Annotated in this window: 14 protein-coding genes; 12 read left to right on the plus strand and 2 right to left on the minus strand. The window is 60.3% G+C overall.

What is annotated here, in order from left to right; genetic code table 11:
* The first annotated feature begins 12 nt into the window (after positions 1-12).
* From N6L25_RS14350 to N6L25_RS14360, 3 genes are all read left to right on the plus strand, one after another.
* Positions 13-963, plus strand: a complete 951-nt coding sequence (locus tag N6L25_RS14350) for a DegV family protein (RefSeq protein WP_271981581.1) — start codon at positions 13-15, stop codon at positions 961-963.
* A gap of 173 nt (positions 964-1,136) precedes the next feature.
* Complete coding sequence (locus tag N6L25_RS14355; protein ID WP_271981583.1) at positions 1,137-2,171, plus strand: hypothetical protein; 1,035 nt, start codon at positions 1,137-1,139, stop codon at positions 2,169-2,171.
* 54 nt (positions 2,172-2,225) lie between these two features.
* Positions 2,226-2,864: a LysE family translocator gene (locus N6L25_RS14360; RefSeq protein WP_271981586.1), complete on the plus strand. Its 639-nt coding sequence runs from the start codon at positions 2,226-2,228 to the stop codon at positions 2,862-2,864.
* A gap of 107 nt (positions 2,865-2,971) precedes the next feature.
* Here the strand turns inward: N6L25_RS14360 and fdxA are convergent, their stop codons facing one another.
* Positions 2,972-3,295 carry a ferredoxin FdxA gene (fdxA, locus tag N6L25_RS14365; protein WP_271981588.1) on the minus strand — a complete coding sequence of 108 codons (324 nt, stop codon included), beginning with the start codon at positions 3,293-3,295 and terminating at the stop codon, positions 2,972-2,974.
* Between the two features lie 168 nt (positions 3,296-3,463).
* The gene (gene mutS / locus N6L25_RS14370) at positions 3,464-6,067 is read right to left on the minus strand and encodes a DNA mismatch repair protein MutS (RefSeq protein WP_271981590.1); all 2,604 of its coding nucleotides are present in this window, start codon (positions 6,065-6,067) and stop codon (positions 3,464-3,466) included.
* Positions 6,068-6,359: 292 nt separating this feature from the next.
* On the opposite strand from mutS, the gene N6L25_RS14375 reads away from it, so the two are divergent.
* The 9 genes from N6L25_RS14375 (at position 6,360) to N6L25_RS14415 (ending at position 14,902) form a co-directional block, all read left to right on the plus strand.
* A complete protein-coding gene (locus N6L25_RS14375; protein ID WP_271981592.1) occupies positions 6,360-6,536 on the plus strand; it encodes a hypothetical protein in 177 nt (58 codons plus the stop codon).
* 91 nt (positions 6,537-6,627) lie between these two features.
* The gene (locus N6L25_RS14380) at positions 6,628-7,194 is read left to right on the plus strand and encodes an A24 family peptidase (RefSeq protein WP_271981594.1); all 567 of its coding nucleotides are present in this window, start codon (positions 6,628-6,630) and stop codon (positions 7,192-7,194) included.
* A 31-nt stretch (positions 7,195-7,225) separates the two neighbouring features.
* On the plus strand, positions 7,226-8,608 hold the full coding sequence (locus N6L25_RS14385) for an AAA family ATPase (protein WP_271981596.1): 1,383 nt from the start codon (positions 7,226-7,228) through the stop codon (positions 8,606-8,608).
* Entirely contained in the window at positions 8,605-9,411 is an 807-nt protein-coding gene (cpaB, locus tag N6L25_RS14390) for a Flp pilus assembly protein CpaB (protein ID WP_271981597.1), read from the plus strand. Before N6L25_RS14385 ends, cpaB begins: the two co-directional genes overlap by 4 nt.
* 58 nt (positions 9,412-9,469) lie before the next feature.
* Entirely contained in the window at positions 9,470-11,032 is a 1,563-nt protein-coding gene (locus tag N6L25_RS14395; RefSeq protein WP_271981600.1) for a type II and III secretion system protein family protein, read from the plus strand.
* A 37-nt stretch (positions 11,033-11,069) separates the two neighbouring features.
* On the plus strand, positions 11,070-11,321 hold the full coding sequence (locus N6L25_RS14400) for a hypothetical protein (protein WP_271981602.1): 252 nt from the start codon (positions 11,070-11,072) through the stop codon (positions 11,319-11,321).
* Between the two features lie 16 nt (positions 11,322-11,337).
* Entirely contained in the window at positions 11,338-12,537 is a 1,200-nt protein-coding gene (locus N6L25_RS14405) for an AAA family ATPase (RefSeq protein WP_271981603.1), read from the plus strand.
* A gap of 2 nt (positions 12,538-12,539) precedes the next feature.
* Positions 12,540-13,919: a CpaF family protein gene (locus N6L25_RS14410; protein WP_271981605.1), complete on the plus strand. Its 1,380-nt coding sequence runs from the start codon at positions 12,540-12,542 to the stop codon at positions 13,917-13,919.
* On the plus strand, positions 13,919-14,902 hold the full coding sequence (locus tag N6L25_RS14415) for a type II secretion system F family protein (protein ID WP_271981607.1): 984 nt from the start codon (positions 13,919-13,921) through the stop codon (positions 14,900-14,902). Before N6L25_RS14410 ends, N6L25_RS14415 begins: the two co-directional genes overlap by 1 nt.
* Positions 14,903-14,914 lie beyond the last annotated feature (12 nt).

Consider the following 14,914-nt stretch of genomic DNA (forward strand, 5'->3'; position numbering starts at 1 on the left):
GGAGACACCCCCATGCGAGTTGGTCTGATCGTAGACTCAGCCTGTGATTTGCCTTACGAATTTACCCGTAAACACAACCTCTTCATCCTGCCGGTCACCGCGCACATTGATCGGAAAACCTACATCGACGTACACGACCCGGTCCAAACCCAGGAGTTTTACCAACGGGGCCTGCTGCAAAAAGGCCTCCACGCCGAGACCGAAGCATTCACGACCCAGCAGATTCACGATCTGTTCATGGAAAAAATCGTGACCCAGTTTGACGTCGCCATCTGCGAGACCGTCACCCGCTCCCGTTCATTGATTTATCAGAACGCCACGTTGGCCATGAACAGCGTCATGGCGAACTACCATGAGGCGCGGGAGGCGGCGGGGCGCAGCGGCAAGTTTTCCATGCGGGTGATCGACAGCAAACAGATCTTTGCCGGTCAGGGCCTGTTGGCGGCCCATACCCTCAGACTGATCGAGCAGAAATTGTCAAAGAACGCCTTGCGGCAAGAGGTGGAGACCTTTGCTGACAAGATCCATACCTGCGTTATTCCCCGTGACCTGCATTACATCCGCGAACGTGCCCGGCGCCGGGGCGATAAGAGCGTATCGGCGCTGGTGGCCTTCCTTGGCAAGGCGCTGAACATCACGCCGGTGATCTTCGGCCAGGGCGCGGAAGGCCAGCCAGTGGCGAAAACCAGGCATTTTGACGTGGCGGTGGAGCGGGTGATGAACTATGCCATCGGTCGGGTCGAGGCCGGGTTGCTGACGCCCTACGTCAGTTTGTCCTGTGGCATGTCCTGGACCGAGATTGAAGCGCTGCCGGGCCTCAATCGGCTGCGGGATGCCTGCGAACAGCATGGCGTCGAGCTGCTGTTGTCGCAAATGGGGATTACCAGCAGTATTTACATCGGTCCGGGGAGTCTGTGTCTGGCGCTGGGAGCCGAGCCGCACGCCTTTAGCGACTTTCAGTAGTCCAGCGCGCAGTAGTCCAGCGCGACTGGGGCTTGGCCGACGGGCATAGTGAGCGGTGTGTCTTGGGCAAAGCCCCTGCCGCCACCACCGTGTTAGCCTCGCGGGTATAAGGCCTTGTTCATTGACCAAGGCTGCGACAATAATGGCCCAGACACCGTTTAGGAACACCGCTCATGACAAAGTTTCCCTCAGATCTCGCAGCTACGCTGCTGGAACAGCACGTTAAGCACGAAATGTCGTCCTTGAAAGGCGCCAAGCTTCGCAAAGCCATCGAGCGCGAAGTGGAAGAGCTGTTTGGGTACGGCGAAAAGCTCACCCTTAACCGGGTCTGTTCCGTCGATCAGGTGATGGGGGTGATCCGGCGTCTGGTGGTGGACATGGATCTGGATGCCGGTATTCCGGAGCTGGCGGCCGAAATGGCCACCGAGGTGCTGAACGCTGATGTGCAGTCCGGTACCTTGCTCAAAGACGTCCTCAGTCGGGAGCAGACCACCGCCTTCGTTGAAGAGATGCTGGAACTCAAGCATCACCGGGAACGCTTGATCAGCAGCATCATGTCACACCCGGTGTACCAGGAGCTGGTGTCCAACGTGGTCTATCAAGGGCTGGTGAACTACCTCTACGAGGACAATCTGATCACCAAGTCCGTACCCGCTGTCGGCTCGATGATGAAATTTGGCAAGCGAATGGCCAACAAGGCTGTGCCAGGATTGGATGAAACCTTCGAGCGCAGGCTCAAAGCCTGGTTGTCGGACAGCTTGCCGGGGTTGATCAGCCGCAGTGAGAAATTCTTGCACCAGGCCCTGACGGACGACGAACTGCGCGATACCGTGATGGCGGCGTGGTTGACCCTGGAGGATCGCAGCATTGCCGAACTCCAGGAAGGCCTGGGGGATATCCAGCTGCAGGAGTTCGTGGTGCTGGGGTATGAGTTCTGGCTGAGCTTCCGCCAAACCGAGTATTTTGATGGCTGTTGTCAGGCCGTGGTGGATCACCTGTTCGCCAAGTACGGCGATCGACCACTGGTTGATCTGCTGGCGGATGTGGGTGTCGACCAGGCGATGGTGATGGAGGAGGTCGATGCCTTCGCGTTACCCCTGGTGGACGTGCTACGGGAGGAAGGGTATCTTGAGGAGGCGTTGCGTCGGCGGCTGTCCGCTTTCTATAAGTCGGCGGCCGTCAAGAAAATTCTCCAGCCGGAAGCCTGACCCGACCCGCTTTATCTGGTCCCCAGGCCGCCGGAGGCGTTGTCTGGGGACATTATGCCTACCTTTGAGCTATTCTCCGCGTATTTGATCGCCATTGTCCTGCTGACCATCACTCCGGGCGTGGATACCCTGCTGGTGGTGCGTAACTCCGTCCGTTCCGGTGTGCGGGCCGGATCGGTGACCAGCCTGGGCATCTGCAGCGGCCTGTTTATTCATGCAACCCTGTCGGCGGTGGGGATTTCGCTCATCCTGGTACAAACCGCCTGGGCCTTCACCCTGTTAAAGTGGGCCGGGGCCTGTTATCTGCTGTGGTTGGGGCTGGCAAGCTTGAGGCTGGCTTGCGCTCGCTCCGGGAATGCCGGTCCTGGGATCACCCCAGCCCGGGTCCCGCCGCGGTTTGTTCGGGATTTCAGGGAAGGCCTGCTGTCCAACCTGCTCAACCCCAAGACCGCCTTGTTTTATATGGCGTTTTTACCCCAATTCATTGATCCGGCGGGGAATGTGTTCCTGCAGTCCATGGGGCTGGCGGCCATTCACTTCCTGTTGGCGATGGTTTGGCAGTGCGCGTTGGCGGCGATGGTGGCCCATTCCCACACACTGGCCTCTCCGGCCTGGCTCAAGCGGGCGCTGCATGGGGTGACCGGTGGCCTGTTTGTCGGCATTGGGGCCAAGGTGGCGTTGAGCCAGGGGTAGGTTGCGTTTGTCTGGTCCTGAGAAGAAAAAAGGCGAGAAAAAAGGGGTCAGAACCTAGGTTCTGACCCCTTTTTTCTCGCCTTTTTTCTTGCGCTGCAGGCCCAGCCTTAGCGCTCCAGGTACTGAAGCTTGTTGGGCTTGCCGTCCCATTCTTCGGCGTCCGGCAGCGGGTCTTTCTTCTCGGTGATGTTGTCCCACTTGGCGGCCAGGTCGGCGTTGATTTCGATGAACGGCTCCTGGCCGGCGGGTAGTTCATCCTCCGAGAAGATGGCTTCCGCTGGGCATTCCGGTTCACACAGGGCGCAGTCGATGCACTCGTCCGGGTCGATGACCAGGAAGTTGGGGCCTTCGTAAAAGCAGTCCACCGGACATACTTCAACACAGTCGGTGTATTTACACTTGATGCAGTTATCAGTAACGACAAATGTCATAGTTGGATTCCTGGGTCGGTGGTCAATCTCATCAGTACGGAGGTCGAGCAGGTTCAGGGCCGGCAGGGCGCGTCCGAACGAAAAAATCGTCACTCCTAATATTTGTAGCGCGATATTGTAGGGAGCGGCCCTTACGGTCGCAAGCACCTGGCCGCTATAACCATATACCTAGATCAAATTTTTGAGTTCGTAGAGCTGATTTAGCGCTTCCCTGGGGGTCAAATCGTCCAGATCCAGTGCCTTTAGGACCTGTTCCACCTCACTCGGTTCCAGGCTGGCGAACATATCACCCTGAACCACCGAAACTTCGGCTTGCCTGATAGCCGGGGCTGGGGCGTCGCCGGGTTGGCTCGGTGTCGGGCTGGCCGATCCTTCGAGTTGCCGGAGTTGGGACTTGGCATTGCCAATGACCCCCTGGGGCACGCCGGCCAGCTTGGCCACCTGCAGACCGTAACTCTGGCTGGCGGGGCCGTCGTGGACGCTGTGCAGGAACACGATGCTGTCATCATGTTCGGTGGCGGTCAGGTGCACATTGACCGCGTGTTCCAAGCTGTCCGCCAGCTGGGTCAGCTCGAAGTAGTGGGTGGCGAACAGGGTGTAGCAGCGAATCTCCCGGGCCAGATGCTCGGCGGTGGCCCAGGCCAGGGACAAGCCGTCGAAGGTGCTGGTGCCACGACCGACTTCGTCCATCAGTACCAGGCTATGCTCGGTGGCGTTGTGGAGGATGTTGGCGGTTTCGGTCATCTCCACCATAAAGGTGGAGCGGCCACCGGCGATGTCATCCGAAGAGCCCATGCGGGTGAAAATGCGGTCCAGCGGTCCCAGCACCGCCCGGTTGGCGGGCACAAACGAGCCGGTGTAGGCGAGCAGGGCGATCAGCGCGGCCTGGCGCATGTAGGTGGACTTACCGCCCATGTTGGGGCCGGTGATCACCAGCATTCGGCGCTGGTTGTCCATCAGCAGGTCGTTGGGTACATAAGGCTCGCTGAGCAGTTGCTCCACCACCGGGTGGCGGCCCTCCTCCACGTCGAAACCGGGCTCGTTGCGGAACTCCGGGGCACAGAACCGCAGGCTGGTGGCACGCTCGGCAAAGTTGGCCAGCACATCCAGTTCCGCCAGGGCCTGGGCGGTGTCTTGGAGCTGGGCGAGGTTGTCGGCCAGGGTTTCCAGGATCTGTTCATACAGCGCCTTTTCCCGCGCCAGCGCTCGGCTCTTGGCGCTCAGGGCCTTGTCTTCGAACTCCTTGAGCTCCGGGGTGATGAAACGCTCGGCGTTCTTCAGGGTCTGGCGGCGAATGTAGTCCACCGGCGCCTGATCGGATTGGGCCCGGCTGATTTCGATGTAGTAGCCATGCACCCGGTTATACCCCACTTTAAGCGTGCTAATTCCGGTGCGCTCCCGCTCCCGGGTTTCCACGTCCAGCAGGAACTGGCCGGCGTTTTCACTGATGTTGCGCAGCTCATCCAGCTCCGCGTCGAAGCCCTCGCAAATCACGCCGCCGTCCCGAATCACCACCGGTGGGTTGTCGAGGATGGCGCGCTCCAGCAGATCGGCCAGTTCCGGGTATTCGCCAATGGTGGTGGCCAGCGTGCCGATGTGCTGGGAAATCACCGCCGCCAGCGTCTGTTGCAGCGTCGGCAATGCCACGAAGGCGTCACGCAGCCGGGCCAGATCCCGGGGACGGGCGGATCTCAGTGCCACCCGGGCCAGAATGCGCTCCATATCCCCCACCGCTTTCAGAACATCGTGCACCGGCTCGTTATGGAAGCCCTCCAGCAGTGCGGCGACGGCGTGCTGGCGCAGCTCTACGGTGTGGACATCCCGCAGGGGGCGGTTGAGCCAGCGCCGCAGCAGGCGGCCGCCCATGGCGGTGGCAGTGCGGTCCATCACCCAGGCCAGGGTGTGTTGGTGTCCGCCCATCAGGTTGGTGTCGATCTCCAGATTACGACGGCTGGTGGCGTCCAGAATCACCGCCTCGTCCCGGGTCTCGCGGGTCAGCTTGCGAATGTGGGGCAGGGCGGTGCGCTGGGTTTCCCGGGCGTATTGCAGCAGGCAGCCGGCAGCGCAGATCGCCAGTTGCTGGTCCTCGCAGCCGAAACCGGTGAGATCCCGTACCTGCAGCTGCTGGGTCAGGGTACGCAGCGCGGTGTCCGCCTCGAACAGCCAGGGACCCTGACGACGCACACCGGTAAAGCCCTCCAGCACTTCTTCATAGGGGAAATCCTCACTGATCAGGATTTCCGCTGGCCGCAGCCGCTGCAATTCGCTGCGCAGATCTTCCAGCTCGTCCAGTTCCGCAACCGCGAAGCGACCGCTGGAAATGTCCAGCGAGGCGAACCCGAACCGTTCCTTGTGGCTGTAGATGGCTGACAGCAGGTTATCCCGCCGGTCCTCCAGGAAGGCTTCATCACTGAGGGTGCCCGGAGTGACGATTCGAACCACTTGCCGCTCCACCGGTCCCTTGCTGGTCGCCGGGTCGCCGATCTGCTCGCAGATGGCGATGGACCGGCCGGTGCGCACCAGTCGGGCGATGTAGTTCTCGGCGGCGTGGTAGGGAATGCCGGCCATGGGAATCGGCTGGCCACCGGACTGGCCGCGGGCGGTCAGGGTGATGTCGAGAATGTTCGCCGCTTGCTTGGCGTCGTCATAGAACAGCTCGTAGAAATCCCCCATGCGGTAGAACACAAGCTCATTGGGGTGCTCGCCCTTGATCTTCAGGTATTGCTGCATCATCGGGGTGTGCTTGGGGATGTCTTTCTGGGCTGCTGACATGAAGGCTTCCGCAATCGGTGGCTGCTGTTGGGGGGTGAATTGTAAAAAATTAACGCTCCGGATGAAACGTAGCCTGCATGGCTAATTTCCCTCCCGAGCCGGAAAACTGATAGCCGACAACCGCTTCCGTTCATTTACCCGTCGCCGGATATTTCGGCACTGCAAGATAGTCCTATAGCCCTGCAACAGAGTCCAAGAATTACTCCGGTGTGGGGACCATGCTGAACGTGGGATGCGATCCCGAGGGCGGTGAGAGTAGCCCTGACTCGTAAAACATGACGGAGAACCAACCATGAAAAATCTACAAGCAGCTGTAAAGCGCTTCCTGCGCGAAGAAGAAGGTACCGAAGTTGTTGAATGGGCACTGCTGGCTGGTTTGGTGGTAGCAGTCGGCGCTGCCGTTCTGGCAACCATTGGTACGGAAGCCAAGGCAAAATTGGACGAGCTGCTTGCGTTGCTGCAGTCCTGAAACGGAGGCAATGCAGCTCGATGCTCGAACTCAGGCAGTCGGGGACACCGGGCCCGCTCGGTGTCCTTCCCAACACAGGACGTAGTATCCAATGAACCCCGAGTTACTCCCCATAAGTCTTCCGGTGTTTGCCCTGATCTGGAGCGCCGCCTGCTGGGATCTGCGCTGCCGGCGTATTCCCAACGGCTTGGTGCTGACCGGTGTGGTCGTGGGCATGGCAGTACACCTCGGACTTGGCGGGTTCGCCGGTTTGCTGGATGCCCTGGCGGGTTTGGGAGTGGGGCTGGCGATTCTGCTACCCGGCTATCTGGTAGGAACAACCGGTGCTGGCGACGTCAAGCTGATGGCAGCCGTTGGCACTTTTCTCGGGCCCTTCTACGCAATGCTCGCCGGTCTGGCGAGTATTGCCGTGGGTGGTCTGATTGGATTGGGCTTTCTGGCCTTGGCCGGCCTTTCTAGCCGTGCTCCGGCACCCTGGTCGCGCTACGGGCTGATGCTAAAAACCCTCTTTGTTACTGGTCGGCCGGTTTACCTTGCGCCCGAAAAGGGCGAGGTGATGGGCCGCAAGTTTCCTTTCGCCGTGTCCATCGCGGTGGGAACCAGTTCACTGGTGATCTGGCAGTTCTGGCTGTCGTCGCAGATTGGAGTGAACGCTTAATTACAGCGGTCCGCCGCGGGATGGTGGCAAGATGAACAATAACATCCAGAGTTCCGGCGCAGTGGCTGATCTGGCCCAGGTGACGGAATCATCACTCCCGAACAGCCCCGACGTGGCTGTCTCCGGGGGCAGCATCCCGGCCTTGCGTCCTCGCACGTTGGAGGAGTGTGGCCTGACTGAAACCTACGCTGCCGATTTAGTGTCCAAGCACCTGTTCGAACGGGGTGTGCTGGACCTGGAACAGATAACCCGTTACACCGCACTGCCCGGCAGTCAGGTGGAACGGGTTTTTTACTTTTTACGGGAAGAAGGCCGTGCCGAGATCCGCGGTACGGCGGCCAATGGCCTACTGCGTTTTGCCCTGACCGACCGGGGCCGGGCGGCCGCCCAGGAGGCCCTGTCTCGGGACGGCTACATCGGCCCGGCGCCGGTGCCTTTGGAGCAGTATACCGGGATGGTGGCTCGCCAGACCCTGCAGTCCCGGGGCTTGAGTGGCGCCGAGGTGCATGCGGCGTTTCAGGATATTGTCGTTCGTCCCGATGTGTTGGACCGGCTGGGGCCGGCGATGCACTCCGGCCGCGCCCTGTTTATCTACGGTGACTCGGGCACAGGCAAGACCTACATCGCCCGCAAGCTGTCCCGATTGATGCTCGGCGAGGTGTTGATTCCTTACGCAGTGTTGGTTGCGGACAAAGCCGTGCGGCTCTACGACCCGGAAGTCCATGAAAAGCTGGATCCGCATCCCGGTGAGCAGGCGGTATTTCTGGACCGTGGCCACGACCCACGCTACGCGCTGTGCAAACGGCCAGTGGTGATGGTCGGTGGTGAGCTGACCATGGACATGCTGGAGGTGCAGTTCGACGCGGCGACCCGTATTCATCACGCTCCGGCGCAAATGCGGGCCAATAACGGCATGCTGGTGATTGACGATCTGGGACGCCAGCGCATGCGCCCGGACGAGCTGTTCAACCGCTGGATCGTGCCCATGGAGGAGGGGCAGGATTTTCTCAGCCTGTCCACCGGGCAACATTTTCAGGTTCCGTTCAAGGTGGCGCTGCTGTTCTCTAGCAATCTCCATCCCCTCGAGTTGGCCGACGAGGCTTTCTTGCGGCGTATTGGCTACAAAATCCGTTTTGAACCCCTGACCCCGGAAGAATACCGCGCCATCTGGCACCAGGAGTGCCAGCGCCAGGGAATTACTGCGGACCCCGCCCATGTGGCGTTCATGCTCGAACAGATGCATGGCCCGTCCGGTGTGCCTCTGCTGCCCTGTCATCCACGTGACCTGATCGGCCTGGCGACGGATTACCTGCGCTATCGGGGTGAGGCAGAGCTCACCCGCAAGGCCTTGATTCGGGCCTGGCAGAACTACTTCGTAGAGTCCGGCGGTGCCGGAGAGGAGAGTGCGTCATGAAGAAGAAGGGGATAGTCGCAATGCTTGGGGTTTCGCTGTTGCTGGCGATCGGTGCCGCCGGTATGGCGAACAGCTGGGTACAGGAACGCATCGGTACGACCGATAGTGAGGAGCTGACCAGTGCGGTCGTGGTGGCGGCGGTGGAAATTCCATTCGGCCGCACGGTGGAAACCACCGATTTACGGATGATGGAACTGCCGCCCCATGCCGTCCCGAAAGGCAGTTTCAATAGCATCGACCAGGTCGTGGGACGGATCAGCTCGCAAGCCATTTATGCGGATGAAGTGATTCTGGAGCGCCGGGTGGCAGAGCACATGGCCGGCAGTGCCCTGGCGGCGGTGCTGGAGCCCGGTATGCGGGCGATCACCGTACGGGTGGATGACGTGGCGGGCGTCGCGGGATTCCTGCTGCCGGGCAACCAGGTGGACGTGGTGTCCAGCAAGCGCAGCGGCAGCAGCCGGGACTTCGAATCCACCACCATTCTGCGGGGGATAACCGTGCTGGCGGTGGATCAGCACGCTACCCAGGAGCGTGATCGCCCGATGATTGTACGGGCCGTCACCCTGGCGGTGACCCCCCCTCAAGCCGAGCGTCTGCTGGAGGCCACCGAGGAAGGCAAGGTTCAGCTGACACTGCGAAACCCGCTTGAAGAGGTGGAAGAGCCGGTGGAAGTGGCAAGCGAGCCAGAACCGGTAGCGGCGCCGGCGCCAGCACCGGCACCAAGACGGGTTTATCGGCCGCAACATGTACGCGTCAGTGTGATTCGGGGTACCGATCTGAGTTCAACCACTGTTAACAAGTAAGTCGCTACGGCTGTCTGCCAGCCCAGTGCGGCAATAACGTGAAAAATGGGGAAGCATCATGGAAAAGGTCACGTTGAAAGGGCTAACCGGCGTCGTGGTAGTGCTACTGAGCCTGGGTTGGCCACTGAACGCATTCGCCCAGTCGAATGAGGGCGCCATGCTCGCCATGCCTTACGGGGGCGAGCCGATATCGGTCAATGTACCGATGAATCAATCCCAGGTGTTGGACTTTCCCAATCCGGTCAAGCGACTGTCGGTGGGAAATCCTGAGATTGCCGATGTGGTGGTGGTTCGTTCGCGGCAGGTCTATGTCTTGGGCAAGTCCCGAGGGACCACCAATGTCATGCTGTGGGACAACAACGATCAGTTGCAGGGGGTGCTGAACATCGCGGTGACTCACGATCTGCAAACCCTGAAGGCCAACCTGCATGACTTGCTGCCGTCGGAGAGCATACAGGTGCGTTCTGCCAACGACACTATTGTGCTCAGTGGTGAAGTGACCAACGCGTCCAGCGTCGATGCCGCCATGCGCCTGGCCAGCAGCTTCTCCGGGGTTAACGAGGATGGCCAGGGCTGGCCGATTCTCAACATGATGCAGGTGGGTGGTGCCCAGCAAGTGATGCTGGACGTCAAGGTGGCTGAGGTGTCCCGCTCGCTGGTGAAACGTCTGGACGTGCAGTTCGATGTGCTGAACATGGCCAGTTCCTCCCTCAAGGTGGGGGCGGTCAAGGGCGGCGCGCTGTTCCCGGACGCCTTTTTCCAGCAACCCGGCGTGGGCGAGGTTCGCATTCCTGCGCTCCCTGGCATCCGCACGCCCATCGGTCCGATGATTGACGAGTTCGCTCCGGTGACCAAGTCCATTGAGGATGCCGGCATCTTCGCCAGCTACCAGAATGGCGACTACCTGCTCAATTCGGTTATTGATGCGGCCAACCGGGAGGGCACCGCCAAGATTCTGGCCGAACCCAACCTGACCACCCTGACCGGGGAAGAAGCCAGGTTCCTGGCCGGTGGTGAATTCCCCATTCCGGTACCGCAGGGTGACGGCGGAATCACCATCGACCATAAGGAATTCGGGGTCAGCTTGGGCTTCTTGCCAGTGGTGCTGGACTCCGGCGCCATCAATCTGAAGGTGGATGTCGCGGTGTCCGACCTGGTCAATGACAACAGTATCGTCGTTGGCGTTGGAGAGGCCGGGCAGGTTTCGGCCCAGTTCTTCGTGCCCGCCCTGGTCAAGCGCAGTGCCAGCTCCACCCTGGAGTTGGGCAACGGTCAAACCATCGCAATTGCCGGCATGTTGAATGAGAGCCTGCGGGAGAACGTCAGCAAGTTCCCCGGGCTGGGTGATATCCCGATCCTTGGGGCGCTCTTCCGCAGCCAGGAATTCATCAAGGATCAGACCGAGCTGGTGATTTTCGTCACCGCCCGTCTGGCCCGTCCCATCACCCCCGAGGAAATCCGGCTGCCGACTGGCAATTTTGTGGAGCCGAGCGACATCGGGTTTTACCTGCTGGGCCGGCTTCACGGTGAGCCCGAAGAACAGCCCCGGCGCGAGACCGTTGATCCGCTCCTGAACCGTAACGACGGCGGCACGGAAGGACGTTTCGGCCATGACCTTTAACCGTTGCTCATCGAAATTCCTAGGCGGGAGAAAAAACATGTTTATTTCACGAATCGCTCTGATGGTCGCCGCAGGTGCTCTGCTCACAGGTTGTGCTTCATCGCCCGGTGACGACCTGGGCCCGTTTGGCGCCAGTGTTCGGCACGCCATGGCGTCCCAGACCTACCGCGAAGGTGACCCCATCCGCCCCATGGCTGGGGAACAGGCTGTCAAGGCCATGAAAGCCTACCGTGGCCCGTCTGAGACGCCGCCAATAGTCCTGGATGCCACGGCTATGGGCATGGAATGAGTAGGGAGGGGCAGCTATGCGTTATCGACTGGAAATATTACTGGCGGGCCGTTCCCCAGAGGGGTTGGAGCTCCTGAAAGCCCAGCTGGGCGATCGCAGCGATGTCCATGTGACCACCCGGCTCATGGTGAATGGCACGACCGATCCACTGAGTGACACAGCCCAAATGCCCGATGCTCTGGTGCTGATGGTTAGTCAGAATTGGCGAGCCGAATTGCAGGCCCTGATTGACCGCCCGGCCAAAGTCCGTCCCCCGGTGTTGGTGATTGGTGAAAAGGATAACGCCGAGGTTATTCGGGTGGCGCTGCGTGCCGGCGCCAGGGACTTCCTGTCCTTGCCGCTGGAGGACGGTGAAGTCGCAGCATTTGTCGGCCAGTTGCTGCGAGACAAGTGTGCCGAATCCAGCCGCAAAGCTGCCCGCATGACCGCGGTCATCAACGCCAAGGGGGGATCTGGCGCCAGCATGGTGGCGGCCAATTTGTCGCACATCCTGGCGGACTCTCTCAACCAGCGTACGGCACTGATCGATATGGATCTGCAGTTTGGTGCCCTACCCATCTATTTCAACCTGTCTCCCCATCACGGGCTGGTGAGAGCGTTGGAGCTGGTCGACAGCCTGGACCTGTTGGCATTGGAGGGTTATGTGCTGTCCCACGCCAGCGGTCTGGACTTGTTGGCCTCAACACCCGAGGACCGGGTCACCATCGCTGAGGTGCCGGAAGAGCGCATGGAAATGCTGCTTAAAATCCTTGGTGAGGCTTACGACGACATTGTTGTGGATTTGCCAAGGTGGGTCAGCGGCGCCACCGCCATGACCCTGGAAAGTGCCGATCATGTGCTGGTGGTGATGGAGTTAGGCGTGGCTCACCTGCGGGATGCCCAACGTCTGGTCTCCATTTTGCGTAAGGAACTGGGGGTGGCGGATTCGCAGATCACCGTGGTGGTGAATCGCTTCAGCAAGAACAGTCCGGTGTCCCTCAAAGACATCAACAATGCACTCACCGGTCTCCGGGTGGTCACGCTGCCCAACGATTACGGCCGGGTCAGTGACAGCATCAATATGGGCAGCCCATTGTTTGAGTCGGCGCCCAAGGCTCCGATCACCCGAGACCTGGTCACCTTGGCCCAGTCGTTGAGTGACCAGGAATTGCCGTCGCCAAGCGTGGGGTCCCGCTGGAACCCGCTTGAATGGGTCCGGCAGACCCGAGGAGTATGAACATGAACCTACGTCATAAATTGGGTAGCAGTAACGGAAATGGGAGTGCCGGCTCGGTCGGTTGGAGTGCCCCGGTCGCCAGGGAACCCGAGGACTTCGGGAACCTGTCCGACGAAGAACAGGCGTTCAAGGAGTCGCTCTTCGATCGGATGGTCAAGACTCTGGATCTGTCCCTGCTCGGCGGCTTGGGCGACCGAGAGGCCCGCAGCCAGATCCAGCAAGTCTGCGAAGCGATGATGCGGGAGGAAAGTCTGCCGTTCAACGCCAGCGTACGCCAGCGCATCATTGCCGATCTGCAGGATGAAGTGCTGGGCCTGGGACCTCTGGAAGCCCTGCTCGCAGACAAGACGGTCGCCGATATCCTGGTCAACGGCACCGCCCCCATCTACGTGGAGCGGTTCGGCAAGCTGGAGCAAACCAAACTGAGTTTCAGCAGCGACCGGCACTTGCTGACCATCATTGACCGAATTGTTTCTGGTGTCGGGCGACGGATCGACGAATCCTCGCCCATGGTCGATGCCCGCCTCAAAGATGGTTCCCGGGTCAACGCGGTGATTCCGCCGCTGGCGATTGACGGTCCGATGCTGTCCATTCGCCGGTTCTCGGTCGATAAACTGACCGCCCAGAACCTGGTGGAAATCGGCGCAATGTCCGCCGAAGTCGCGAGTCTGCTTGAGGCCGTGGTCCGCGCCCGGCTCAATGTGCTGGTCTCCGGAGGGACCGGCGCGGGCAAGACCACCATGCTCAATGTGCTATCCAGTTTTATTCCCCACAGCGAGCGGATCGTCACCATCGAGGATTCCGCGGAACTGCAGCTGCAGCAGCCCCACGTGGTGCGTTTGGAAACCCGGCCTCCCAACATCGAGAACCGGGGTGAGGTGAGTCAGCGCGACCTGCTCCGCAACAGCCTCAGGATGCGTCCAGACCGGATCATTATTGGCGAGGTTCGTGCCGGCGAGGCGTTGGACATGCTGCAGGCCATGAACACCGGTCATGATGGCTCGCTGACCACCATCCATGCCAACAGCCCGCGAGATGCCCTGACCCGGATCGAAAGTATGGTGGCGATGAGTGGCGTGAACCTTCCCGTGAGCCCGCTGAGGGCGCAGATTTCCTCCGCCATCGACATAGTCCTGCAACTGGAGCGGCAGGAGGACGGGCGGCGGCGTCTGGTCAGTGTGCAGGAGGTCAACGGCCAGGAAGGCGATGTCATCACCATGTCGGAAATCTTCAGCTTCCGTCGTGAGGGGGTTGATGAGCAGGGCAACATTATCGGCAAGTTCTCGGCAACGGGCGTGGTGCCTAATTTTTACGACCACCTCAAGCGCCGTGGCATGGACCCGGGACTGGAGATCTTTCAGGCAGAGCGGGGGATATGGTGATGAACTGGAACATATCAGATGAAGTCATCTTTGTTGGCATGGTCTTCGTGGCTGTCTTCCTGCTGGTTCAGAGTTTTATCATCCCGGTTTTTGGAGAAAACCGACAAGCCCAGAAACGGCTGAGAAAGCGCCTGCAGGCGGTGGCTCGAAGTGCAGACCAGGACGAGCCCATTTCGCTGGTGCGACGCAAGCACTTGAGCCAGTTGTCCAGCTTCGAACGGGCCCTGGAATCGCTGCCGGGTATGGAGCGCCTGGAACACCTGATCGAGCAGGCGGGTCAGAAAACCCTGGCCTACCGCTTGGTACTCAAGGCCCTGATTTTTGGGGGGGCAATCGGCGTGCTGGTTGGCCTTTTGCTGTCGTCGATGTTGGTGGGCCTGGTGGTCGGTGTTGCCATGACTACGCTGCCGGTATTTCGCCTGCGCCGGGCCCGGGCAAATCGATTGGCGAAGTTTGAAGAGCAGCTGCCGGAGGCGCTGGTGGTGATGTCCAGAGCCCTGCGGGCTGGTCATCCATTCGTCGATGCCATGCAACTGGTGGCGGATGAGATGCCGGATCCTATCGGAGCGGAGTTCCGTACCACATTCATGGAAATCAATTATGGCGGTGATGTCCGGAACGCCCTCAACGGCCTATTGGGAAGGATTGGCAGCATTACGGTCATGGTGTTTGTCAGCTCGGTACTTATCCAGAAGGAGACTGGGGGCAATCTGGCCGAACTGCTGGAAAACCTTGCCTCGATCATCCGTTCCCGCTTCCGTTTCCACCGCAAGCTGCGGACGCTGTCCGCTCCGGGGCGTCTCGCCGCTTGGATTCTGTCGTTGCAGCCGTTTGCGATGGCCGGTCTGTTGACCGTGGTAAGCCCAAACTTCTTGCCCATGCTGACGGACAATCCCATCGGCCGCCAGCTGATTGTGGTGGCCTTTGTCCTGACGGTCGCTGGTATTTTCTGGATGCGGCGTATTGTTCGCATCGATGTATAGGGGGAAGCCGAG

Origin of the sequence: Marinobacter sp. SS21, assembly GCF_028369065.1 — a bacterium.
Taxonomy (GTDB): Bacteria; Pseudomonadota; Gammaproteobacteria; order Pseudomonadales; family Oleiphilaceae; genus Marinobacter.